Raw genomic sequence first — 21,774 nt, forward strand, 5'->3', positions numbered from 1 at the left:
TTGCGTCCCGCCCTCGGAGTGATCTATTATAGCAAAGCCTTGAATTGAATGTTTGAATCTTCCAAGAAGCAATCGTCAAAGCCACGTGGGTGATGGTATTCAATACGGTCTTTGTCAAGTGGATAGGTGTACTTGCCACCAACTTCCCAGATAAATGGATGGAAGTCATATTGCAAGCGTTCTTTACGCATTTTCCATAGTTGCAAGATTTCATCTGTTGATGCCATGAAGTTAGACCAAATGTCATAGTGAACAGGGATAATCACCTTAGCACGCAAGTTTTCTGCCATACGAAGAAGGTCAATTGATGTCATCTTGTCTTGGATACCGATTGGGTTGTCACCATAGTTGTTGATAGCAACGTCAATGTTGAAGTCACGACCGTGTTTTGCAAAGTAGTTAGAGAAGTGTGAGTCTGCACCATGGTAAATCGTTCCGCCAGGTGTTTCAAAGACATAGTTGACTGCCTTACGAGCCATGAGCTCATCTGTCACAGGAAGACCTGCTAGCTTGCCACCGTTTTCTTCGTAGCCATCGATTGGAAGAGTTACCAAACAAGTACGGTCGAAGGATTCTACAGCGTGTACCTTGATGTCTTTGAATTCAAAGCTGTCGCCTGGTGCGATACGGATGATACGGTCAGCTGGAACGCCCCATTTTTCCCAGATATCGCCACTTTCAACTGGTCCTACAAATTTGACATGGTCTAATTTTGGATTGTTGATGATAGCAGCTGCAGTGCTGATGTCCATGTGGTCGCTGTGGACATGTGATACCAGGTAGTAGTCCAATTCATTGATGGCAAATGGATCGATAACCATTGGTTGTACACGCAAGTTTGGTTGCAATTTACGGACACCTGCCATGTTAGCCATTTGGTGACCCCAAACCATATCTTTTACTTTTTTAGTTGACTTACCGCGAGATGACCAAAGGTCCATCACCACGTTCGCACCACCTGGTGTCTTAATCCAAACACCACAGTTACCAAGCCACCACATAGCAAAGTTGCCTTCTGGCACTACTTCTTCTTCAATTTCTTCATTAAGCCAAGTTCCCCACTCTGGGAAAGTTGAAAGAATCCATGATTCTCTTGTAATATCTTGAACTTTAGCCATTTTTCATTCCTCCTATAAGGCTGATTGTATTTCTATGTTTCTAGTATATGCGCAAAAGGTCACAAAAAAAAGACCAAATAAAACACAGGCTTGTGTTCACATTTGGACTTTAAGGCTTAGGCAAGCAAAATCAGTACAAATCTGTTTCAATGTCGCGACTAGATACATTTGACAGCAGTTCATTACTGATGAGCTTTTGCAGTCTGCCTTTGAGTTCTTGGACTGTCTTTCCATCTGATAAATAGCCAGCCAAGAGCTTATCTAACTCTACTGCAAATCCCTGTTTCTCATCAGACAGGCTACGGTATTTGGCAAAGTGGGTGAGATTGAGTACGTCATCGAAATCCAAGATTGGATGGACCCGTACCAGTGGGAAATCCGTTTCCAAACCCTCACTAGTTGTAATTAAGAAATCTACTTCCAACAAATCTTCAACACTTTTAAATTGCTCCGTAGTAAAAACTGCTCCAATTTTCTTGTCAGGCAAATGATGCTGGCACTGTCTATAGAGCAGGCGTTGAACAGAAACTCCCTCATCACAGATTAGATAGATGTTTTGGCTCTGTACCTTGCGGGTTCCACTTCGGCGAATAGCCCCTCCTAGATGAATGGTCAGATAGGCAATGTCCTCATCTGTCAGCTCAATCTCCCATTCCTCCTCTAATATCTTGCCGGAAATTTGGGTAACAGCAAACAGGGTGCTATATTTTTCCTGGATTTGCTTGACCATTGGATTTTTTGATAAAATCCCATAGGTCTTTCTGAAGAGTAGGGCCTTACAGTGAGCCAAGAGATGTCTAGCTAGTTCCTCTGGATTTTCCAATTCAAAGGAAGAATGCACTTCAAAATGATGAATAAACCGGTCAACCACTCGTTTTAATTCAGCAAAATCTTGGCTGGTCACATGAATATCGCTATCTTTTCGATAGGATAGAAGCAAGATAGCAATCAAGGAAACCTCGATATCGTCTAGCTCCAATTCAAAACTAGACCACAGTGCCTCCTTAAAATCTTGCGCCACCAGATACTCAATCCGTTCTCGAACCTGTTCAAATTCCTTGAGAATAGCGCGTTCTTCCAACTCATCCAACTCCATATTGCGATAGCTGAGTAAGAGAAAGGGGAGAACCTTAAGCATAAACTCAATCTCATAACGGTTGATTTTCTTCCCTAATTTCTTCTCTAAACCAGGTACCTGTTTCTGCCAAAAACGAGCCATTTCTTCTGAGAAGAGAATTTGATAACCAACTAAATCCGATAATTTCTCTTCAAGGACTTGAAGAAAGCCCTTGTTGGCATCTGAAAAAATGCTATAAAGTAGAGAATGAACATACTGGATTTTGTTCAGGGGATGGCAAACTAAGCTATAGCCTTGGCTCTTGGACACATAGAGGGTCATCTTATATTGCTCCTGTGTCAGTTGCGATCGAATTTCATTGAGGTCATTCAAGACTGTGTTACGAGAAACCTCTGTCAGTTCCATAAGCTTTTCAATGGTTACCCGTTCGGGTGTGATACAAATGTAGACCATCATCAATTGAATACGTTCATCCATATTCATAATGTAGCTATAGGAATCAATGGAATCTAAGAGTTGGCGACAGGCTTGCTTTTGCTCTTCGGACAAGCGAATGCCTATCCGAGGCAGACTTTCCAGAGCTTCAATACCTTTTGGCAAAGAAGCATTGATTTTTTCCAAGTGGTAGTAGATTTTTCTACGCGATTGTTGCAATTCCTTGGAAATAGCCATAATGGTTTCTGGCTCTTGGATACCAATCAAATGACGCAATAAGGCACAACTGCTTTTATCTAGTAACACCGTTTTTCCCTCCTCTCTTTCTCTATCTTAACACATTTATGCACCAATTTCTAATAATTATAAAAACTGAACGTATTCGTGCATCTTCATTCAAAATTGCCGACCCCACCTAAATAGCTTAGTAGATACTCTTGATAATCTCCACCCGTGTAATCAAATCCCCATGCATATTGTCAATCCGTAGAGCTACATTTTTCAGATAGACACAGGCACCGATAGCAATGGTCTTTTCTTCTTCTTTCAACTTACGAGTAACAAAATCTCGCAAGGTTTCAGTTCCCTCGCTAGGGATTTTTACCCGGGCAATGATATTGGCAACCCTGACCTTCTGGCTGGCCCGCATGATGATGTTGTTGGAATCATCAAACTGGGTAAAGAGGTATTTTCTCACTGCAAATAAGATGGCAACCGACACAATACCAATCAGGTAATCCATACTAGACCCATGTTCCACAATCAATTGGCGGGCAATAGCAACCAAGAGCACCTCGATGACAGTGCTGGGCGATTGTTTGCAGAGCATTTTGATGAATTCGACCCCGACTGCCAAGGTCATGGCCTTGCTTAAAAAACTCTGGATAAAGTTATCCGCTTGAATACCACCCGTCAGTGAACCAACTAAATCCGCCAACAACAAACCTGACAGTGCGAGGAGGGCTAATCCTAAAATGGCTGATAAAATCAACTCTAGATAGTAGGCAACCTCTGTCAGACTATCTTGTAAAAACTTTCTCATGTCCTCTCCTTTCAAAAAAAGAAGAATGAGGAGAGCTCTTTTCTCATTCTTCTAATCCTTTTTCTAGAAACCAAGTTTAGTGAGCATCGCCCTTTTGGCCGTAGTAGGCATTTGGACCATGCTTACGGAGATAGTGTTTGTCCATGATGTAGCTTGGTGCTGGTTCCACCCGCGGATTGATTTGTTCTGTGTAGCGGTTCATCCGAGCCACTTCTTCTAGGACAACGCTATGGTAAACTGCCTGAGCAGGATCCTTGCCCCAAGTGAACGGACCGTGATTGCGGACAACAATCCCTGGTACAGCAACTGGGTCGATGCCACGGCGCTCAAATTCCTCAATGATGACTGCGCCTGTTTCCTTTTCATAGGCAGCATTCACCTCTTCAGCCGTTAAGGAACGAGCGCACGGTACTGGACCGTAGAAATAGTCTGCGTGCGTTGTTCCATAAAATGGAATGTCACGACCAGCCTGAGCCCAACCAACTGCCTCTGTCGAATGTGTATGCACAACAGCGTGTACATTTGGCCAAGCCTTGTAGAGGGCAACGTGGGTCGCCAAGTCAGAAGAAGGATTGAGGTCACCTTCTACCACATTTCCATCCAAGTCCGTCACCACCATGTTTTCTGGCGACAATTTTTCATAGTCCACACCAGAAGGCTTGATAACAATGCGACCAAGTTCACGGCAGACTTCTGATACATTTCCCCAGGTAAACTTCACAAGTCCGTGAGCAGGTAGGGCGATGTTGGCTTCATAGACCCGTTGGCGCATTTCCTGTAAATCTTTTGGCATTAGTTCAACCCCGCTTTCTCAATCAATGGATAGAGGAAAGCCTGTGCTTCTTTAATGGCTGCACGTGTTTCCTCAACCGTTTCACAATTCTCTGACCACATTTCAATCAAGAATGGACCTTGGTAGTTGGTCTTTTTCAAGACTGCAAACATATTTTCCCAGTCCACGCAGCCCTGACCGAATGGTACATCGCGGAATTGACCTTTGGAGTTCTCGGTTACCGCATAGGTATCTTTGAGGTGAAGGGCTGCAATAGAGCGATGACCTAGGTAAAATTCGCTATAAATGTCATTGTGCCAAGCAGACACGTTTCCAGTATCTGGGTAGACAAAAAGATAAGGCGAATCGATTTCTTTCTCAACTGCTAGATATTTTTCAATGGAGTTGATAAATGGATCATCCATAATCTCGATGGCCAACATAACCTGAGCCTGTTCTGCCCAGTCGCAAGCCTTGCGGAGATTCTTGATAAAACGTTCTCTAGTTTCAGGCGACTTTTCCTCATAGTAAACATCGTAACCAGCCAACTGGATGACACGGACACCCAAGTCCTGAGCCAGTTCGATACACTGTTTCATGGTTTCTAGTGACTTAGCTTCAAGAACAGGATCATTGGAACCAAGCGGATAACGACGGTGACCAGAGAAGCAAATGGTCGGAATACGGACACCTGTTTCATAGATGGCCTTGACCAAATCCAAACGCTCTTCCTTGGTCCATTCCAAACGAGCCAAGCGAGCATCGCTCTCATCCACCGACATCTCCACAAAGTCGAAACCTAATTCTTTGGCAAACTCCAAACGCTCTTTCCATGTAAAGTGCTTGGGCGTTGCCTTTTCATATATTCCGATTGGTCGTGCCATAGGCCTTACCCCCAGATACGACGGATTTCGTCTTTGAATTCACGCGCCGCAGCTGCTGGATCTGCTGCTTCTGTAATACCGCGACCTGCGATAAAGGTGAAGACATCTACACCCTCGAAGAGTTTGAGGGTATCCACATCAAGACCACCTGTTACAGAAACACGGAAGCCCATTTCAACCAATTTTTTCACTTTATTGAGGTCTTTTTCGCCCCAAGTTTCGCCAGCAAGAAGAGCGTCACGAGATTGGTGGTAAATCGCTTGGGAAATGCCTGCGTCCAACCAAAGTTGAGCCTGTTCATAAGTCCAGTCACCGTAAAGCTCAATTTGGATCTCACCTTTGTCGCCACGCACTTCCTTGATAGCCTTCAAAGCCGCTTCCATGGTTGGAATAGTTGCAGAACAGATACAAGTCATCCAGTCCGCACCACGAACGGCATTGTTTTTGGCAACTGTACCACCAGCATCCGCACACTTGGTATCTGCAACGATGATTTTGTCTGGGAAGAGGTTACGAAGAACTTCCACCAATTCGCTACCAACTTGGAGCAAGCAAACCGTACCTGCTTCAATCACGTCAACTTCATGACCAACAGACACAGCAGCCTTAATCGCTCCTTGCAAGTCTGAGTGATCCAATGCAACCTGTAAATTTGGGATATGTTTTGTCATAATACTATTACCAAGAGTGAATAGACGGCCGATAAAGCTTCCTATTCCCCTTCAATTCCTTTCATTTTTGTCTATATCAATTTCTAACCGCCAAATTAGCTTTCCAAGTCTAAACCTTCTAAGTAAGGGCTGTTTTTAGACTCTTCAACCATTGCCAATACTTCTTCTGGAGTTTTGCAGGCAATCAAACGCTCGATTGAATTTTCCAATTCGAAAAGGGCGATGATTTGCGGAATGGCTACTGAAGTATGGATTTTTGGATCTGTCGCAGCCAAGGTCAATAGGACAGAAACCTCTTTACCATCTGAAAAGGCTACTGGTTTTGTCAGAGTAATCAAAGCAAAGGAATCTTTCAAAACACCGACACCAGCCTGGGCATGAGGCATAGCCATACCTGGCATGAGCACATAGTAAGGGCCGTATTCTTCTGTTGAAGCGATGATGGCATCGTAGTATTCCTCAGTCGCTGCACCGCTTTCAATCAAAGGTTCAACTGCCAAGTGAACAGCTTCCTGCCAAGTTTCAGCTGTCAAGCCCAAACGGATAGAATTGTTTTCAATAAATGCTTTTTGTAAATTCATGATATTCTCCTCTCTATATGAAAGGGGATGGGAAGAAATCCCGCCCCCTTTTTCCATTACAATACTTGACTAAGTTTTGTCTTGATTTCGTTGTCGTCCATGAGGTTGTCAAGACCAACCAAATGACCATTTGTACGACCTTCCAATTCAGCGATCAAGTGATTTGAAGCAACGACGATGTCATAGCCTGCTGCCAAACCTTTTGCTTCACCTACTGAGCAAGAAGCAGATTGGAAATCTGTTACACCAAGTTGACGAAGGGCATTTTCAACCTTCATCTTAATAACCATGGATGAACCCATGCCATTACCACAAGCAGTTAATACTTTAACCATCTTATTTTCTCCTTGTTTTTTATAAAATATATTTTGTTGTTTTTGTTAATGAACCAAGTAATAAACGAAGTTTTGTTCTGTTGATTTTCGAAGAGTTATCGTCTTTCAGTTTGCTTTTAGTACGAGGCAACGAGATGCAGGCTGTACTAGAGTACGGCAAAGCGAGTTAACGAAGTAATAAAAGATAAACTGGATGACGATGTTAGTCCGCTTGCGCCTCACCGCGATAGTAAGCTTCCTTATCTTTTGCTTTTGCAAATTGAAGTTGTGGGATAGCCAACAAGAAGAGGCAGACAAGAACATAACCAGCAACACCGAGGTATTTGAAGGCATAACCGAATGGCAACCATGGGATTTCGAAGTCGATGTTTCCGTGGTAACCACCGCTCAATTCAAGCAAGCCGACGCAGACTGCACCAAGGGCTACTTGAAGGACACCTGAGAGGAAGGAAAGGATTGCTGCTGCTTTCCAACCACCACGTTTGTCAGCGTAAACTGCGATAGCTGCGTTATCAAAGAATACAGGTACGAAACCAGTGATGATAAGGATTGGGCTCTTGAAGATGATCAAGAGAACGATAGTAATCAATTGACCAACCAAACCGAAGGCAAAACCTGAAAGAACTGCGTTAGATGAACCGAAGCCATAAGAAGCTGCAACGTCCACCGCTGGGAATGAACCTGGAAGCAGTTTGCTTGAGATACCTTGGAAGGCATTTGTCAATTCTGCTACGAACATACGTACACCCTGCATCAAGATGAAGAGATATACTGAGAAAGTGAAGGCTGTTTGTACAACGTACATGAAGAATGCTTGTTTAGCTGGGTTGTATGGTGTGCCTGAAGTGATAACTTCTGGGTTTGCCATGATTTCTGGACCCAAGATGAACAAGATGACACCGAAGAAGACCAACATCAAGGTTGCAGATGCAACTACTGTATCGTGGAAGATGTTGAGGAAGCTAGGCAACTTCAAGTTGTCCAAGTTTTCTTCTTTTTTACCAAGTTTTGGAGCAATCTTATCTACAAACCAGATTGCAAATTGTTGTTGGTGACCGATGGCAAATCCACCACCACCTGTCAAGCGTTGCGTTGCTTCAACAGTCATGTTTGAGCTGACTGCCCAGTAGATACCACAGATGATACCGATAGCTGCTGTACCGAATTGGTTACGAAGTCCAGGGATAAGGAAGAGCACCATCAATGAGATTGTTGCTGCTTGTTGTACCATGATGTGTCCAGTGATGAACAGAGTACGTACTTTTGTAACCTTACGAAGTGCAACCAAGAGGATGTTGACACCAAAACCAATCAAGAGAGCTGTTGTTGCTGCTGATACGAAATCAGGAAACTCTTCAGCAATTTTGCCGTTTGCTGCTGCAAGACCGAAGTAAGGGTCAATAACCGCCGCATCGATTTGGAACTTGTGGTTCAAGGCTGCCAAGATTGGACGGAAGGTTGTTACCAAGCCACCAGCTGCTACGTTCAAAATCATGTAGCCGACCGTTGCTTTGATAAACCCTGCAAAGACATCATGAGGCTTTTTCTTTAAGAGGGCATAGCCCACCAATACCAAAAGACCTACGAAGAAGGCTGGATTCTGCAAGATGTTTTGCGAGAACCAGTTTAATGGGGTTTGAAGAAAATCCATTTTTCATTCTCCTTTTGAAATGATTTTTATGGTTTTATTATAAATCTTGAAAGCGCAAACAAAAAGACCAAATAAAACACAGGCTTGTGTTCACTCTTGGACTATTTGTCACTTATGTGTATTTCTAGCTTAGAAATCGAATTAGTTCATAGGAAAATAAGAATTATATAGGAACTTAAAAACACCAGCAAAGCCAGTGTTTTCATTCTATATATCTTCTTTCTGGATGCGAGCCAAGAATTGCTTGGTTCGTTCTTCTTTTGGATGGTCAAAAATATCTTCTGGTCGGCCTTCTTCAATAATCTGCCCCCCATCCATAAAAATGACCCGATCAGCCACTGCACGCGCAAAGCCCATTTCATGCGTCACAACCACCATGGTCATGCCTTCCTTAGCCAGTTGCATCATGACAGTCAGAACCTCACCGATTAACTCGGGATCGAGAGCAGAGGTTGGTTCATCAAAGTAAATAACCTCTGGATTGGTCGCAATGGCTCTAGCAATGCCAACCCGTTGCTGTTGACCTCCTGAAAGCTGGCTTGGGTAAAAATCATATTTGTCCGACAAGCCAACCTTGTCCAAGGCTGCCTTACCAATTGTTTCAGCCTCTTGCTTGGGTATTTTCCGAGCTACAATTAAGCCTTCTGTCACATTTTGCAGGGCAGTCTTGTTGGCAAAGAGATTGTAGTTTTGAAAAACAAAGGCTGTTCGTTTGCGAATGGCAGCAATTTCCTTGTGGCTAATCTTAGCCAAGTCATAGCTGTCCTCACCGAAAACCAAGTGACCCGCGTCAGCTTTTTCCAAAAAGTTCAAGGAACGAAGTAGGGTCGTTTTACCGGATCCAGATGGACCTAAAATGACAACCACCTCTCCAGGATTGACCTGAACATCAATTCCCTTTAAAACCTGCTGACCATGGAAGGCCAGTTCTATTCCACTTGCTTGAATCATCTGAACCTCCTAATACACTGCCAGCTTCTTCTCACCAAAAGCCTGCAGTTTGGTCAAAATGGTTGAAAAGAGTAGGTAGATAAGGGCAACTTCACAGTAAAGAATAAATGGCTCGTAGGTTCTAGCCGCAATCTGTTGGGTTGCCATGAACATCTCCAATACCGTGATATTGGCTGCCAGTGACGTGTCCTTGACCAAACCAATCAAAGTATTAGACAAAGGTGGGAAAGCCACTCGAAAGGCTTGGGGAAGAATGATACGGCGCATGGTCTGGGCAAAACTCATCCCGACAGAATAGCCAGCCTCCAACTGTCCCTTAGGCACGGACTCGATAGAAGCCCGAATAGTTTCCGCAGCATAGGCACCTGTGTTAATAGAAAACACCAAGACTGCCGATGGAAAGGCATCGATGACTAGGCCCAAGCTTGGTAGACCATAAAAAATGACATAGAGCTGGACCAAGAGAGGGGTTCCACGGATAATCCAGATGTAAAAACGAGCCAGTTGTTTGAGTACTGGAAGATTGGCTACCTGTACCAAGGCGGTTCCAATTGCCAACAATAAGCCAAAGGCAAAAGACAGGATTGTCAGTGGAATGGTCACCAACAATCCTGGAACAAGTATCTGCGAAAATGAGTCAATCACTAATTGCCATACTCTATCTGTCATACTTTCTCCTGCTTACTTGGCTTTCGATACGTCTTCGCCAAAGTATTTATTTGAAATTTCAGCTAGTTTACCTTCGCTTGCCAATTCAGCCAAGGCTGCATCAATTTCTTTTACTAGGTCTTCATTTCCTTTAACCACTGGGAAGGCTGTTGTGGAAACATCGTCTGTCAAGGTCACAACCTTAATCGGTGCATCTGCGTGTTGCTTGAGATAATCCAAGTAAACCAAGTTGTCATTGATGGTCACATCCACACGGTTTGTATTCAACAATTCAACCGCTTGTGAAAATCCATCTACACCAACAACTTCTGCACCGTTTTCACGAGCCAAATCTGCCCAGTTACTAGTCAAACTGTTAGCAGATTTTTTACCTGCCAAGTCAGCAAAACCTGTAATCTCTGCATTATCCTTATGAGCTACCAAGGCTCCATAAATGTAGGTATATGGTGTTGAGAAATCGTATTTTTCTTTGCGCTCGTCTGTCACACCAACCTGGTTGGCAATAGTATCAAAACGTGCCGCATCCAAACCTGCAATCATGGAATCCCACTTGGTTTCAACAAACTCGACCTTAACGCCCAATTTCTCAGCGACGGCTTCGGCTACTTCTACATCATAACCGACCAATTTTCCGCTCTCGTCATGGTAAGAGTAAGGAGCGTAGGCACCTTCTGTACCGATTTGAATGACACCTTCTTCCTTGATTTGTGCCAAGAGAGTTTGGTCTGTGCTGCTGGATGAGCTGGTTGATGTTGATGAGCTGCAGGCTGCCAAGGCAAAGGCTGCTAGGGCTGTTGTTGCAAATAAAGCTAGTTTTTTCATGGTAATTACACTCTTTCTTTTTCAGTTTGTACCATCATACCATGAAAAAAACTTATCAGCCAATATATATTTTCTATCAAGGATATAAAAAATTTATAACGGAAGAATGGTGGTGAAAAAAGGCCTATTTCTAGACCTTTGCATTTTTCAGTTTGTCCTGCCAACTTATTCGTCCAAGCATTCCTCGGAGCGAAATAAGGCCTATCCCTAGACACCAGCTGGAGGGTAAATATAGCTTACAGTTCCTTCGCTAGTGGTTGTTGGATCAAAGAAGCCACGTACATTGCTTGGGTAGTAGGCTCCGCCATAGTTTGATTCCATTACTTGAATGGTACCATCAGCCGCTACATCGGTAACATAGGCAACGTGACCATAGCCACCGTCTGTCCAGACAGCGATTGCGCCAACCTTAGGAGTGGTTCCTACTTCATAACCAAGAGCTGCTGCACTGGCTGCCCAGTCGCCACCATTTCCCCAATAGTTGCCAACCCAAGGCGCCATTTCTTTGGCTCCCCATGTACATTGACCAGCAGGATAGGTATTGGCTGTGTATTCTACAGCAACCTCTGATACCATATTCGTAGCAAGGGCTGCTTGAGCTGCGGCTTCCGCAGCTGCTTTTTCTGCCGCAGCCTTTTCAGCTGCAGCTTTAGCCTCTGCTTCTTGTTTCAACTGCTCTTCCTGCTCAACCTGAACCGTTAGGACTGATAGACTAGGACTATCTGTCAATTCTGTATCCGCCTTAACAGCTTCTTGTCCCAAAGCTAGCATTCCTCCCAAGATAGCAGTAGCAAGGGCAACTTTCATTGTTTTGTGAAGTTTGTGTTTATTCATACCTATTCAAATCCTTTCAAATTACTTCTGTATCTATCCTAACCAACTTATCTTGCACAAGACTTAAAGAAATGTAACAAGTATGACAGCTGTTTTGCAGGTAGTTAACATTTGACTTTCAGCATGCTATAATAGAAATAAATGTCAGGAGTTTGTTTATGAAAGATATTGTGTTAATTCACGGAACCTGGTGTGATGGTTCGGTATGGGGAGATTTCGCTAGTAAGCTAGAAAAAATGGGCTTGCGGGTTCATACACCTAGCCTACGCTACCACAACTTGCCCTATGATGAGGTTATGGAAAAGGTCGGTGCGGTTAGTCTGACAGACTATGCCGATGACTTGGTAACCTTGGTTGAAAGTTTGGAAGAGCCACCTTTACTCTTGGGACATTCTCTGGGCTGTTTACTCGCTCAAATGGTCGCAGAACGTACTCAGGTAGCTGGCATGATTCTCATGGGCCCCGCTCCGACAGCAGATATCTTCGCTTTCTACCCTACCATGATTCGTTGCTTCATCCGCCATTTCTTACGCTGGGGCTTTTGGAAAAAGCCCATGCCTCCTTACAAGGACGAGTTCTTCCGCTACTGCTTAAACGTTCAAGACCCTGCCCTCAAAGAAGATATTTTCAAAATCCTAGTACCCGAGTCTGGTAAGGTTTATACCCAGATGGCCTTTCCTTTCTTTGACAAAAGCAGAGCAGGCTATGTCGATTTCAGTAAGATTACGGGACCTGTTCTAGTCATCACAGGAAGTGAAGACAAGATGACCGTTTCTGCCATTGCTAGAAAAACAGCTAAAAACTACAAGGACTCCGTTCTGGTTTCTCTAACAGGGGCAGACCACATGTACGAGTCCGGCAAATTCCAAGACAAAACCCTCTCTGTTATTCACGCTTGGTTGAGCGAGAAAAAGTATCTATAGACAGCCAAAAACGACCTCCAACACGGAAGTCGTTTTCTTGTAATATCCTACTTTTTCCTACTTCTGAGAACACTGATTAATATTAAAACCAGACCAGAAATAATATTGAAATATTTATTTCCATATAATGGACTGATAGCAATCAGAAAGCAGCCTAGTGCTAGCAAAAACGGAGATTTATTTTTAGAAAACATTACTCCTCACCAGCCTTAACCTTGTTGGCTGCAATGACAAACGGGGTCCAAATCAAGAAGGCAACAAAGAGGTTGAAGAGCGAAACTAGGGCCGCCATAATGTTACCACCTGTTGCTAGATAAGCGTAGAGACCTGGTGGGGTAATCCATGGAACAGCTAGAAAGACTGGAGGTATCAAGCCTGCTGCTGTTGCCAAATATGCAATCGCTGCACAAACTGGTGGCACAATGAGCCACGGAATAACAAAGAGTGGATTCAAGACCATCGGAATACCGAAGGTAATCGGCTCGTTGATATTAAAGACTCCCATCGGAGCTGACAATTTGGCAACCATCTTGTATTCTTCCCGTTTGGAGAAGAGGAAAATTGCAATAATCAGAGCGAGGGTTACACCTGAGCCTCCCATCTGAGCATAGGCATCAAAAGAACCACGCGTCCAGAGCCAAGGGAGGTCTGCAACACTTCTAGTTGCCTCGTAAACCGCTGTATTTTCATTTAGAGCAATGCCGTAAATCCCATCCATGATTGGTGCCAAGACATTGTGACCATGTAGACCAAAGAACCAGAAGAGCTGGACGAGGAAGGTTAACAATACTACCGAACCAATCCCTTGAGAAAGCCCAAGCAACGGCATCTGAATATAGGTTGATACCACATCACTCAAGGACTGACCAGTTACTGAGAATACAAGATAGGCTACAATAGAAGATGCATAAATTGCTGCCGTACCCGGGATGATTGCTGCAAAAGCCTTGTTAACTGCGGGTGGAACCGAATCTGGCAATTTGATAATAATGTTCCGTTTCACCAAACTCGCATAAACAAAGGTTGCCAAGAATCCAATAAACATGGCTGTGAAGAGACCTGTTGCTCCACCATATTTCAGCGCAATCGCTCCCCATTCACTGGTTTCCAATATAGAAACACCGTCTGTGCTAACAATGGTCAAGCCTATTTCTTCTAAAGCAGTGATAACCGATTTATCCACACCTTCTAAAGCAGTTGAAATAGTGAGACTTTGAGGAATGGTTGAAATGAAGGATGCAAAGGAAATCAAGCCGCCTGCAAGTGGATTGACCTTGTACATCAAAGACAAGTTGTAACCAAAGGCAAAGGCAAAGACAAGCGCCATGATTCCAATGGTTCCAAAATAAACATAGCCGTTAATGTTAATAATTGGCTGCATAGCTTCTGCAAAACCTGTCCAACCCATATTGTTAGGAATGTCCCTCAGAAAGACATTCAAAAGAACGGCCACCGTACCTGCCATGGTAATCGGCATCATGGAAATAAAGGAATCACGAATGGCAATCAAATGACGTTGCGAGCCGATTTTTCCTGATATTTCCATAAATTTTTCAGAAATATTTGACATAATCTGTCTCCTTTTCTATTTTTTTATTGTTGTATAAACAAAATCACGATGTCGAAGCACCTTCTTTAGAATACCGAATCAGTGCTTCTAATTGAGCATCTGTCTGCCGTTTCAAACTCTTAGAGAAGACTTTCTCCATTAAAAAGTAGTTACCTCTCATAAATAAGTCTGCTGCTTCCATTTCATAAGAGTATTCAATCTCTGTTTGATTGTCCCCCAAAGCGTGCAAATCATAGCAGATATGCTCTTTTCCTCGATTGGAATGAAAGCAAACAGCATAACGATAGGGGGCAAGAAATTCCTCTACACGCACCTTGACACTATGCTCTCCTTTGTCTCCAAATGTTTTTACATAGGTCAAACCTTCCTGGATATCTTGATCAAGAAGAGGACGTCCAGTATTTTGCTGATAATCCTCTTTCAAGGACCGACCAATCGCAGCAAACAATTGTTCAATTGGAACCTGTCCTATTTTTTTGATTTTCATACCTGTCCTCCTATCTCTGCTATCCAACAAGGTAGCCTAGCCACAATTCTTTTGTTCAGCTAAACGCTTATAGAGCTCCACTACTTCCTTGGCCATATCAATAAATGTCAAGGCATTCATCAAGTGGTCCTGTCCATGCACCATTAGCAAGGACACGTCTACAGTTTGCCCACCAGCCTCTTGGGCTAGTAGACCTGTTTGTGACTTATGGGCAATATTTAGGGAGGTGTTTGCTTCTTGAAGCAAGTGCTCTGCCGTCTGGAAATCCTCCTGCTTGGCCGCTTGAATTGCCTGAACAGCATAGCCCTTTGCCTCTCCCCCATACATAATAAGCCCCATAATCGCTTCTAAGTATTCCGGAGAGTTCATACTAGTCCTCCATTAGTGCCAATGCAGCATCAAGCACCTTGGCACCGTTCATCACTCCATAATCCATCATATTGATTGCATCAACCTTGATCGCAGGCTCGAACTTAGCCTTGTAGTCATTTAGCAAAAATTTAACCTGTGGACCTAGCAAAAGGACATCAATCTCCTTTTGACTAACTTCACTATCAGCTTCTGACACAGGGACTGCCCAAATCGTTGCCTCTATCCCCTTTTCTTCTGCGGCTTTCTGCATCTTGGTCACCAACATACTAGTAGACATACCAGCATTGCACACTAACATAATTTGTTTCATAAAAAAACTCCTCCTACCCCTGTTTTTGAATCAAGGGAATAAATATATCGACTAATTCCTGATAGCTAGGATTTTGAACTAGCCTTTCTTGCAAAGACCTGTCTTGGACAAATTCAACCAGACAAGGAGAAATATACTTCAGATGCGGATTCCGCCCTTTTGACGGGGACAGAAGAAAGACAAACTGCACCTTCTTCCCCTCTTCCCATTCAACTGCTTCCTTACAAACTCCGACCACAATCTGCTCAGAGAAAGTCAGGGGAATAGCTGGATGCGGAAAGGCCAATAGTTCTCCAAAAACGACCGAACTATAGGACTCTCTCACATTTACCTGTTCCCTAAATTGTTCCACAAAGCCTGATTCCTTGGCTTCATCCAAGCACGCTATCAGTTGCAACATGGCCCTATCTCGACTTATCTTTTTTTCCAAAGAGACTATTCTCAAAGGTGAAAATACAGCCTCTGCAATCTGTCTCGCCTGCTCTTCCTCCATAGGTAAAGCCTCGTTCTGCTCAACTCGGACAGGTGTCACTTGTTGGAGATAGGAACGAATTGCCTCGATATCCTGCTCCGACAGAAATACACTGACGGTGATAACAGGTGTCAGGAAAATTAGATTGGACAGGCTAATTGAAGAAATAATCAGGTCTACATCTCTTAAACCTTCTTCCGTTACCTCGTAGTAACTCACAACATCTGCTATTTCCAGGCTTGTTGCAAATTCCTTTTCCAAACGATTTCGCAACATTAAAGCGCTTCCAATTCCAGTCGCACAGACGACCAATACCCGCAACTTTTTCCGACCCTCATACCGTTCAATCGCAGCCAATACATGCAGGGTCAGGTAGGCCCATTCGTCATCCGAAATACTATAGGCCAACAAGGTGGGCATAGAAGCAAAAGCTTGCTTGGTCAACTCAAATACTTCTATATAATCCCTCTGGATATCAGCCACCAAGGGATTAGCCAACTGAATCTGGTGCTCCAACCGCGTCCGTAAGGGAAGCAAATGAGCGACAATCCCCTTGAAAAGCTGTCGATCTTTTAACAAATCCAGACCAGTCAACTGAGAGAGAGTCTGTAAACAAGTTTCAAATTCTTCCTCCAAACCGTCCTCCAAGTCTGAAATCTGACTGGGATTTCCTGTCAGCTTTACCTTCAGGTGTACGGCGATATAGTTGGCTTCTTCTACAGGAATCGCCACTTGAAACTCTGTTTCAATTCGTTCGATGATTCGTCCAGCAACCTGATACTCCTTGGAAGATTGAATCTGATCAGATATTGGAAATCGCTCTAAACTAGCTCCTCTCTTCATTCGTTGCAAGAGCAGAGCGATATGAAGAACCAGGTTTTGCATAACAAAATCAGACAGGCGAAGTTTGGCATCACGACACTCATCCAAGACAATCAACATCAGGTCCGTAAACCGAATGTCTGGCAGGAGCTGATTTTCCACCAAACCATAAAGAGACTGACCATTCCCTTGTCCAAAAAAGTAATCCATAATGAAGTGCCGAATAGCAGGCTCCTCCCCGCTTAATTCTACACCTCTCCGTGTGAACAACAACTCTAATTGGTAGGAAATAAATAACTTGCGAATATCCGCGATAATAGAATGTAGGGTTGTTTTTCCGATAAACAGCTCTCGTTGCAAACGATCCATGGACTGAATTGGATTTTCAAATAATAACTTACTTAAAACATACCGTTGTCGGTCCGTCGCTTCCTCCAGTTGCCGTAAGTCCGTCACCTGCTTTTTCAACCGTAGCTGTTCTTGCCAAAACATTTCAAACTCAACCGGTCTCTCCACCAGCAAACAGTAGCCCTTACTTTGTTTGGACAAAATAGAAGCACCGCTAGCCTCTAGCGAAAGAGAGAGTTGCTGGATATACTTTCTTGCTGTTCGATCACTGACACCCAAAGCCTTTGCCAGTTCTGCACTAGATACAAAGTCCCCTTGTTTTGTCAGTAAATAATCTGCCAGACGAACTTCTTTTTTAGATAGCATACTCCCTCCTCTCCGCAAGATTTATACGAAATATAACAAGACTAGTAAGCTGGAGTCTGTTGATAAAAACATACTTTATATTTCTATTGTAGCATATCCTCAGGCTACAAGGGTTCTCTTTTTTTCCGTATTGTTAATGAAAGGAATCGGACGCAACGATTCGCAATCGAAAGGCTTGCCAAGGCTTGATAAAAACGAGCAAGGGCAGATAGTCAGGGCAAATTCGTCCAACCCGATTCACTTTTGAACTAACTGTAAACTCCCTCAAAGCTATTTGTAACTCTCCCTTGTAACGACCATATAGATCATTGTCAATCAAGACATCTCCTCGCTGCACAAGTATTTCCCTATCTGTACGTGCCGGAATATCAGCATCCTTGTAGACAATACGGGGCATAGTAGACCGAAGAAGGTAGGCTGAAATATCCCCACGATAAACATGATCAAACTCAATGATTTCCCGCTCCACAGCTGTCACTTGACCAGTAAGTTCTACAGGTAAACAAACGTCCTCTTCTTCCAAGATAGATTGAATAGACTGTAGCTCCTCCTCCGAGATGAACTGATTGGAAATGAGGATACAATCAATCAAACCTGTCGCCTTGAGCCAGGCAATCTGAAGAGGTAAGGTCTGGTTGCGATGCTCCTCCAAGGTAGGCAGGCCTTCTGATAAAGGCCACGGCCCTTCTGTTGCAGACTGGGCAGTCACAAAAGCTGCCGTCTGTATGCCTTCTTGGTGATAGAAAGAAGACATTTCTAAAAAATGCTCCTCTGATAGTCCTGTATAGGCGTGAGGATAGAAATTATGACAGGCAACAATATTATCCCTATTTGCCTCACTAGCTAGCAGTTTCGTCAGTAAGACCTTATCGGTACTCAGATTTAGTTCAATCTTGAGCCCGTAAGGATTCTGTGTCAAGCTGACAATCTCCTCCAAAGGCAGGGCCTCGTCCAGACGAATCCCTGTCAGCCCTAAACCATGGGCTTCTTCAATGAGTGATTTCTGCCAGCCCTGTGCCTCTATAAAACTCGGGCTAAGATCCGCAATCACGACTATCCCCAACTGACGAGCATAGGCAATCAAGTCCCGATAGAGTTGCAAGGCTTCTTGGGTATCTCCTCCAAGTTGCAAGAGACTCATAAACATTCGCCGTGCTCCATAACGCCCCAGCAAGTCTATATAGGCCTTAGACTCTTCCAATGAATAGTTTTCTGGATAGATTGAAAAACCAAATTGAACCATTACTCCTCCTAACGACTAAATCCATTGGCATCACTCAGCGCCTTAAACCAACGACCCGATTTTTTAATCCTACGCTCCTGAGTCTCCAAATCCAACTCGACCAGCCCATAACGATTTTTGTAGGCATTGAGCCAAGACCAACAATCAATAAAGGTCCACAACATATAACCCTTGCAGTTAGCCCCTTCCTCAATAGCTCGATGTAACTCTATCAAGTGATCTTCGATAAATTCAATCCGATAATCATCCTGAATGACCTCATCTTGCCGGAATGCCACTTCACCCTCTACTCCCATACCATTTTCAGTGACTAACCACTCAATATTGTTGTATTGGTCCCGAATATTGATTGCGATATCGTAGATTCCTTTTTCATAGATTTCCCAGCCTCGATGCGGATTGATTTTTTTCCCTGGCATATCGTAAGGTGCGAAGAAGTGCTCCGGAGTCAAAACCTCTCCCTCTTTCCAGACCTTTGTCGGTGCCTGTACACGAAGGGGTTGGTAATAGTTGACACCTAAAAAATCTACCCGATTTTCCCTAATAATCGCCAGCTCTTCCTCGCTGGTTTCAGGACTCAATCTGTATTCCTCAATCAAGTCAACCAAGTCCCTCGGATATTCTCCCAATACAGAAGGATCTAAGAAGCTCTTGGTTTGGAAGAGCTCAGCTATTTTAGCTGCCTTGACATCATCAGGATGCTCACTTCGAGGATAGGCCGGTGTCAGATTCAGGACAATTGCAATTTTCTTCTCCGGATTCACTTCATGACAGGCTTTTACTGCCAAGGAACTCGCCAACTGAGTATGGTAGGCAACAGCAACCGCCGCCTTGGCATCTACCTTACAAGGATAATGATAATCCCCTAGATAACCACACTCAACTGGAACAATCGGCTCATTAAAGGTAATCCAACGATCTACTAGGTCGTCAAACAATTCAAAACAAGTACGAGCATAGGCTTCATATGCCCAAACAATATCCTTGTTCTCCCAGCCTCCTTGCCCCTGTAAAGCATAGGGAAGATCAAAATGATAGAGATTAACAAACAGCTGAATCCCTTTTTCTTTTACCAAAGAAAATACAGAACGATAAAAAGTCACTGCCTCCTGATTGACCTCACCAATGCCTTTTGGAAATAACCGTGACCACTGAATCGATGTTCTAAATACTGTGTGTCCAGTTTCAACCAATAACTCGATATCCTTTTTGAAATTCTTATAGAAAGTGGATGTCCTCTCTGGACCTACTTTCCCATGGAAACGCTCTGGTTCAATGCTATACCAGTAGTCCCAATTATTCTGTCCTTTTCCATCGCCCAGCTCAGTCCCCTCACTCTGCGGACCCGATGTAGAAGTCCCCCACAAAAAACCTTCTGGAAAATGATAAACCACCTTATCCTCTGTCATAGCCAATTCCTTTCTTCTTTATCTGATCGATGACACTCTTAAATTGTGGCAAGTACGCCTCATGTGCCACTAGTAATTCTTGTAAGATACGCTCTGCCAATTCTCCATTCGGAATCAAAGGATTGAGAGCAAAAGCCTGTAAAGCCAAAGCATAGTCTCCTGTCATTGCAGCTCCAACAGTCGCCAACTCCATTTGCTTCATTTGCTGCAAGTATCCCCTGACCACCATCGGTGTTTTGGGACATACCAAAGGAAGCGCACCCTGGGCAGTAATGACAGACGAGACTTCGACTACGCAGTCCTCTGGTAAATACGGAATCACTCCCCTATTCACCGTCGAAACCGTCATAATTTCCTTGCTGTCGTTGTATATAGCACAAATGAGTTGACAGGCAACATCGCTGTAATAAGCACCACCACGTTGCTCCAGTTGCTTAGGCTTATGGTCCAAATTTGAATCCCTGTAGAGCTCAAACAACTCTTCTTCGACCTCTTGAACAACCTGAGCCCGCACCTTCCCTTGACGATACTGGTCTAAGGCATCTGCCAACATCTCTTTTTCTAAAAAGTAGTAACGGTGGTAATCACAGGGCAACAAACCAATCGACTGCAAGAAGGGCAATGAAAAATCTAAATTAGTAATATTTTTTACAACCTCCCGATTCTCTCCTGATTCACCATACAAGGCTTCCATGACTTCACCAGTACGATTCTGGCCAGTCTGATCCCAAACTTCATGAAAATGGAAATGGTTTAATCCAACATGATTGGTTTGAATGGACGCCTCAGGAAGATTCAAAAGCTGAGCTGCCGTTTTTTTCTGACCAATCGGAATATTACATAAGCCAATCACCCTGTTCCACTGCAGTTCATTGATAATTGCTTCTGTCACCATACCCGCAGGATTGGTAAAATTGATTAACCAAGCATCTGGACATAGCTCTTTCATATCTGCAACAATACCCTTGTAGGCCTCTATAGTCCTAAAAGCTTTAAAGATTCCTCCAGCCCCATTGGTCTCTTGCCCCAGCATCCCATAACTCAAGGGAATGGTCTCATCTAAGTATCTTGCAGGTAGTTGGCCAACTCGGAACTGAGATGTCACAAAGTCTGCTCTCTTCAAAGCAGCCCTTCGATCCAGTGTCTCCTCTATTTTCCAGTCTAATCCAGCCTTTCTGACCATTCGACGTGCCAAATCAACAACTATCTTCTGCTTCTCAGCCCCGGCTTCAACATCTACAAACCACCATTCCCGAATGGGTAGTTGCTGATGCCGCAAAATCATCCCTTCAACTAGCTCAGGAGTATAGCTCGAGCCGCCACCGAGTGTGACTAATTTGATTGATTTCACGACCTGTTCTCCCTTCTTCATTCATATATTCTTATTATATTCCTGTTTCTACCTTTTGTAAACGCGTACACTTCCTATCTTTTTCCGTAATATAAAGGAAATTCCCTTCAAGACAAGCAAAAACGACCTCCAACACGGAAGTCGTTTTCTTGTAATTTTCATTTATTTCACAACAATATTAACTAGTTTAGTTGGCTCCAACAGTTCAGTGAACTGTTGGAGGTTGGAAATAGACAAACAAACGAGGCAATCGTTATT

22 protein-coding genes are annotated in these 21,774 nt (G+C 43.7%); 1 reads left to right on the plus strand and 21 read right to left on the minus strand.

The features are described 5' to 3' along the window. Positions 1–26: 26 nt before the first annotated feature. The 13 genes from ulaG to C1G53_RS10570 all read right to left on the minus strand — a co-directional run bounded on the left by ulaG (position 27) and on the right by C1G53_RS10570 (position 11,843). Entirely contained in the window at positions 27–1,118 is a 1,092-nt protein-coding gene (ulaG, locus tag C1G53_RS10510; protein ID WP_029943848.1) for an L-ascorbate 6-phosphate lactonase, read from the minus strand. 130 nt (positions 1,119–1,248) lie between these two features. Then, positions 1,249–2,937 carry a BglG family transcription antiterminator gene (locus C1G53_RS10515; protein WP_105118619.1) on the minus strand — a complete coding sequence of 563 codons (1,689 nt, stop codon included), beginning with the start codon at positions 2,935–2,937 and terminating at the stop codon, positions 1,249–1,251. A gap of 118 nt (positions 2,938–3,055) precedes the next feature. Continuing rightward, positions 3,056–3,673 (minus strand): hypothetical protein, encoded by a 618-nt coding sequence (locus tag C1G53_RS10520; RefSeq protein WP_099871512.1) that lies wholly within the window; start codon positions 3,671–3,673, stop codon positions 3,056–3,058. Positions 3,674–3,749: 76 nt separating this feature from the next. Continuing rightward, a complete protein-coding gene (locus C1G53_RS10525) occupies positions 3,750–4,466 on the minus strand; it encodes an L-ribulose-5-phosphate 4-epimerase (RefSeq protein WP_105118620.1) in 717 nt (238 codons plus the stop codon). Next, a complete protein-coding gene (locus C1G53_RS10530) occupies positions 4,466–5,329 on the minus strand; it encodes an L-ribulose-5-phosphate 3-epimerase (protein WP_105118621.1) in 864 nt (287 codons plus the stop codon). The genes C1G53_RS10525 and C1G53_RS10530 overlap by 1 nt, the downstream gene beginning before the upstream one ends. Before the next feature lie 5 nt (positions 5,330–5,334). After that, positions 5,335–6,000, minus strand: coding sequence for a 3-keto-L-gulonate-6-phosphate decarboxylase UlaD (locus C1G53_RS10535; RefSeq protein WP_029179493.1), 666 nt, complete (start codon positions 5,998–6,000; stop codon positions 5,335–5,337). Positions 6,001–6,095: 95 nt separating this feature from the next. Further along, positions 6,096–6,581, minus strand: a complete 486-nt coding sequence (locus C1G53_RS10540; protein WP_044773537.1) for a PTS sugar transporter subunit IIA — start codon at positions 6,579–6,581, stop codon at positions 6,096–6,098. Positions 6,582–6,637: 56 nt separating this feature from the next. Continuing rightward, positions 6,638–6,916, minus strand: a complete 279-nt coding sequence (locus C1G53_RS10545) for a PTS sugar transporter subunit IIB (protein WP_029179495.1) — start codon at positions 6,914–6,916, stop codon at positions 6,638–6,640. A gap of 202 nt (positions 6,917–7,118) precedes the next feature. Continuing rightward, positions 7,119–8,567: a PTS sugar transporter subunit IIC gene (locus tag C1G53_RS10550; RefSeq protein WP_105118622.1), complete on the minus strand. Its 1,449-nt coding sequence runs from the start codon at positions 8,565–8,567 to the stop codon at positions 7,119–7,121. A 207-nt stretch (positions 8,568–8,774) separates the two neighbouring features. Next, positions 8,775–9,518, minus strand: coding sequence for an amino acid ABC transporter ATP-binding protein (locus tag C1G53_RS10555; protein ID WP_105118623.1), 744 nt, complete (start codon positions 9,516–9,518; stop codon positions 8,775–8,777). 9 nt (positions 9,519–9,527) lie between these two features. Continuing rightward, entirely contained in the window at positions 9,528–10,187 is a 660-nt protein-coding gene (locus C1G53_RS10560) for an amino acid ABC transporter permease (RefSeq protein WP_105118624.1), read from the minus strand. A 12-nt stretch (positions 10,188–10,199) separates the two neighbouring features. After that, complete coding sequence (locus tag C1G53_RS10565) at positions 10,200–11,009, minus strand: amino acid ABC transporter substrate-binding protein (protein WP_105118625.1); 810 nt, start codon at positions 11,007–11,009, stop codon at positions 10,200–10,202. Positions 11,010–11,216: 207 nt separating this feature from the next. Next, positions 11,217–11,843, minus strand: coding sequence for a CHAP domain-containing protein (locus C1G53_RS10570; protein ID WP_105118626.1), 627 nt, complete (start codon positions 11,841–11,843; stop codon positions 11,217–11,219). A 158-nt stretch (positions 11,844–12,001) separates the two neighbouring features. Here C1G53_RS10570 and C1G53_RS10575 point away from each other — a divergent pair, with 158 nt between their 5' ends. Then, positions 12,002–12,766 carry an alpha/beta fold hydrolase gene (locus C1G53_RS10575; protein WP_105118627.1) on the plus strand — a complete coding sequence of 255 codons (765 nt, stop codon included), beginning with the start codon at positions 12,002–12,004 and terminating at the stop codon, positions 12,764–12,766. A 193-nt stretch (positions 12,767–12,959) separates the two neighbouring features. Here C1G53_RS10575 and C1G53_RS10580 read toward each other — a convergent pair whose 3' ends face one another. The 8 genes from C1G53_RS10580 to C1G53_RS10615 form a co-directional block, all read right to left on the minus strand. Further along, positions 12,960–14,336, minus strand: a complete 1,377-nt coding sequence (locus C1G53_RS10580) for a PTS sugar transporter subunit IIC (RefSeq protein ID WP_105118628.1) — start codon at positions 14,334–14,336, stop codon at positions 12,960–12,962. Between the two features lie 43 nt (positions 14,337–14,379). Beyond that, complete coding sequence (locus tag C1G53_RS10585; RefSeq protein ID WP_044689396.1) at positions 14,380–14,823, minus strand: DUF3284 domain-containing protein; 444 nt, start codon at positions 14,821–14,823, stop codon at positions 14,380–14,382. Between the two features lie 36 nt (positions 14,824–14,859). Then, positions 14,860–15,192, minus strand: a complete 333-nt coding sequence (locus tag C1G53_RS10590; RefSeq protein WP_099778135.1) for a PTS lactose/cellobiose transporter subunit IIA — start codon at positions 15,190–15,192, stop codon at positions 14,860–14,862. 1 nt (position 15,193) lies between these two features. Further along, on the minus strand, positions 15,194–15,505 hold the full coding sequence (locus C1G53_RS10595) for a PTS sugar transporter subunit IIB (protein WP_002939849.1): 312 nt from the start codon (positions 15,503–15,505) through the stop codon (positions 15,194–15,196). Positions 15,506–15,518: 13 nt separating this feature from the next. Beyond that, complete coding sequence (locus C1G53_RS10600; RefSeq protein ID WP_105118629.1) at positions 15,519–17,513, minus strand: BglG family transcription antiterminator; 1,995 nt, start codon at positions 17,511–17,513, stop codon at positions 15,519–15,521. Positions 17,514–17,646: 133 nt separating this feature from the next. After that, positions 17,647–18,756 (minus strand): DUF871 domain-containing protein, encoded by a 1,110-nt coding sequence (locus C1G53_RS10605; RefSeq protein ID WP_105118630.1) that lies wholly within the window; start codon positions 18,754–18,756, stop codon positions 17,647–17,649. A gap of 8 nt (positions 18,757–18,764) precedes the next feature. Next, positions 18,765–20,165 (minus strand): glycoside hydrolase family 1 protein, encoded by a 1,401-nt coding sequence (locus C1G53_RS10610; protein WP_105118631.1) that lies wholly within the window; start codon positions 20,163–20,165, stop codon positions 18,765–18,767. Continuing rightward, positions 20,152–21,537, minus strand: a complete 1,386-nt coding sequence (locus tag C1G53_RS10615) for a 6-phospho-beta-glucosidase (RefSeq protein ID WP_105118632.1) — start codon at positions 21,535–21,537, stop codon at positions 20,152–20,154. Before C1G53_RS10615 ends, C1G53_RS10610 begins: the two co-directional genes overlap by 14 nt. Positions 21,538–21,774: the final 237 nt, after the last annotated feature.

The organism is Streptococcus suis (genome assembly GCF_002960445.1).
GTDB classification, from domain to species: Bacteria; Bacillota; Bacilli; order Lactobacillales; family Streptococcaceae; genus Streptococcus; species Streptococcus hyiners.

What these genes read in the sequence shown, in the direction of transcription:
- ulaG (WP_029943848.1), bottom strand. Translation starts at nt 1,118, where the DNA reads ATGGCTAAAGTTCAAGATATTACAAGAGAATCATGGATTCTTTCAACT.
- C1G53_RS10520 (WP_099871512.1), bottom strand. Translation starts at nt 3,673, where the DNA reads ATGAGAAAGTTTTTACAAGATAGTCTGACAGAGGTTGCCTACTATCTA.
- C1G53_RS10525 (WP_105118620.1), bottom strand. Translation starts at nt 4,466, where the DNA reads ATGCCAAAAGATTTACAGGAAATGCGCCAACGGGTCTATGAAGCCAAC.
- C1G53_RS10530 (WP_105118621.1), bottom strand. Translation starts at nt 5,329, where the DNA reads ATGGCACGACCAATCGGAATATATGAAAAGGCAACGCCCAAGCACTTT.
- C1G53_RS10535 (WP_029179493.1), bottom strand. Translation starts at nt 6,000, where the DNA reads ATGACAAAACATATCCCAAATTTACAGGTTGCATTGGATCACTCAGAC.
- C1G53_RS10540 (WP_044773537.1), bottom strand. Translation starts at nt 6,581, where the DNA reads ATGAATTTACAAAAAGCATTTATTGAAAACAATTCTATCCGTTTGGGC.
- C1G53_RS10545 (WP_029179495.1), bottom strand. Translation starts at nt 6,916, where the DNA reads ATGGTTAAAGTATTAACTGCTTGTGGTAATGGCATGGGTTCATCCATG.
- C1G53_RS10550 (WP_105118622.1), bottom strand. Translation starts at nt 8,567, where the DNA reads ATGGATTTTCTTCAAACCCCATTAAACTGGTTCTCGCAAAACATCTTG.
- C1G53_RS10555 (WP_105118623.1), bottom strand. Translation starts at nt 9,518, where the DNA reads ATGATTCAAGCAAGTGGAATAGAACTGGCCTTCCATGGTCAGCAGGTT.
- C1G53_RS10560 (WP_105118624.1), bottom strand. Translation starts at nt 10,187, where the DNA reads ATGACAGATAGAGTATGGCAATTAGTGATTGACTCATTTTCGCAGATA.
- C1G53_RS10565 (WP_105118625.1), bottom strand. Translation starts at nt 11,009, where the DNA reads ATGAAAAAACTAGCTTTATTTGCAACAACAGCCCTAGCAGCCTTTGCC.
- C1G53_RS10570 (WP_105118626.1), bottom strand. Translation starts at nt 11,843, where the DNA reads ATGAATAAACACAAACTTCACAAAACAATGAAAGTTGCCCTTGCTACT.
- C1G53_RS10575 (WP_105118627.1), top strand. Translation starts at nt 12,002, where the DNA reads ATGAAAGATATTGTGTTAATTCACGGAACCTGGTGTGATGGTTCGGTA.
- C1G53_RS10580 (WP_105118628.1), bottom strand. Translation starts at nt 14,336, where the DNA reads ATGTCAAATATTTCTGAAAAATTTATGGAAATATCAGGAAAAATCGGC.
- C1G53_RS10585 (WP_044689396.1), bottom strand. Translation starts at nt 14,823, where the DNA reads ATGAAAATCAAAAAAATAGGACAGGTTCCAATTGAACAATTGTTTGCT.
- C1G53_RS10590 (WP_099778135.1), bottom strand. Translation starts at nt 15,192, where the DNA reads ATGAACTCTCCGGAATACTTAGAAGCGATTATGGGGCTTATTATGTAT.
- C1G53_RS10595 (WP_002939849.1), bottom strand. Translation starts at nt 15,505, where the DNA reads ATGAAACAAATTATGTTAGTGTGCAATGCTGGTATGTCTACTAGTATG.
- C1G53_RS10600 (WP_105118629.1), bottom strand. Translation starts at nt 17,513, where the DNA reads ATGCTATCTAAAAAAGAAGTTCGTCTGGCAGATTATTTACTGACAAAA.
- C1G53_RS10605 (WP_105118630.1), bottom strand. Translation starts at nt 18,756, where the DNA reads ATGGTTCAATTTGGTTTTTCAATCTATCCAGAAAACTATTCATTGGAA.
- C1G53_RS10610 (WP_105118631.1), bottom strand. Translation starts at nt 20,165, where the DNA reads ATGACAGAGGATAAGGTGGTTTATCATTTTCCAGAAGGTTTTTTGTGG.
- C1G53_RS10615 (WP_105118632.1), bottom strand. Translation starts at nt 21,537, where the DNA reads ATGAAGAAGGGAGAACAGGTCGTGAAATCAATCAAATTAGTCACACTC.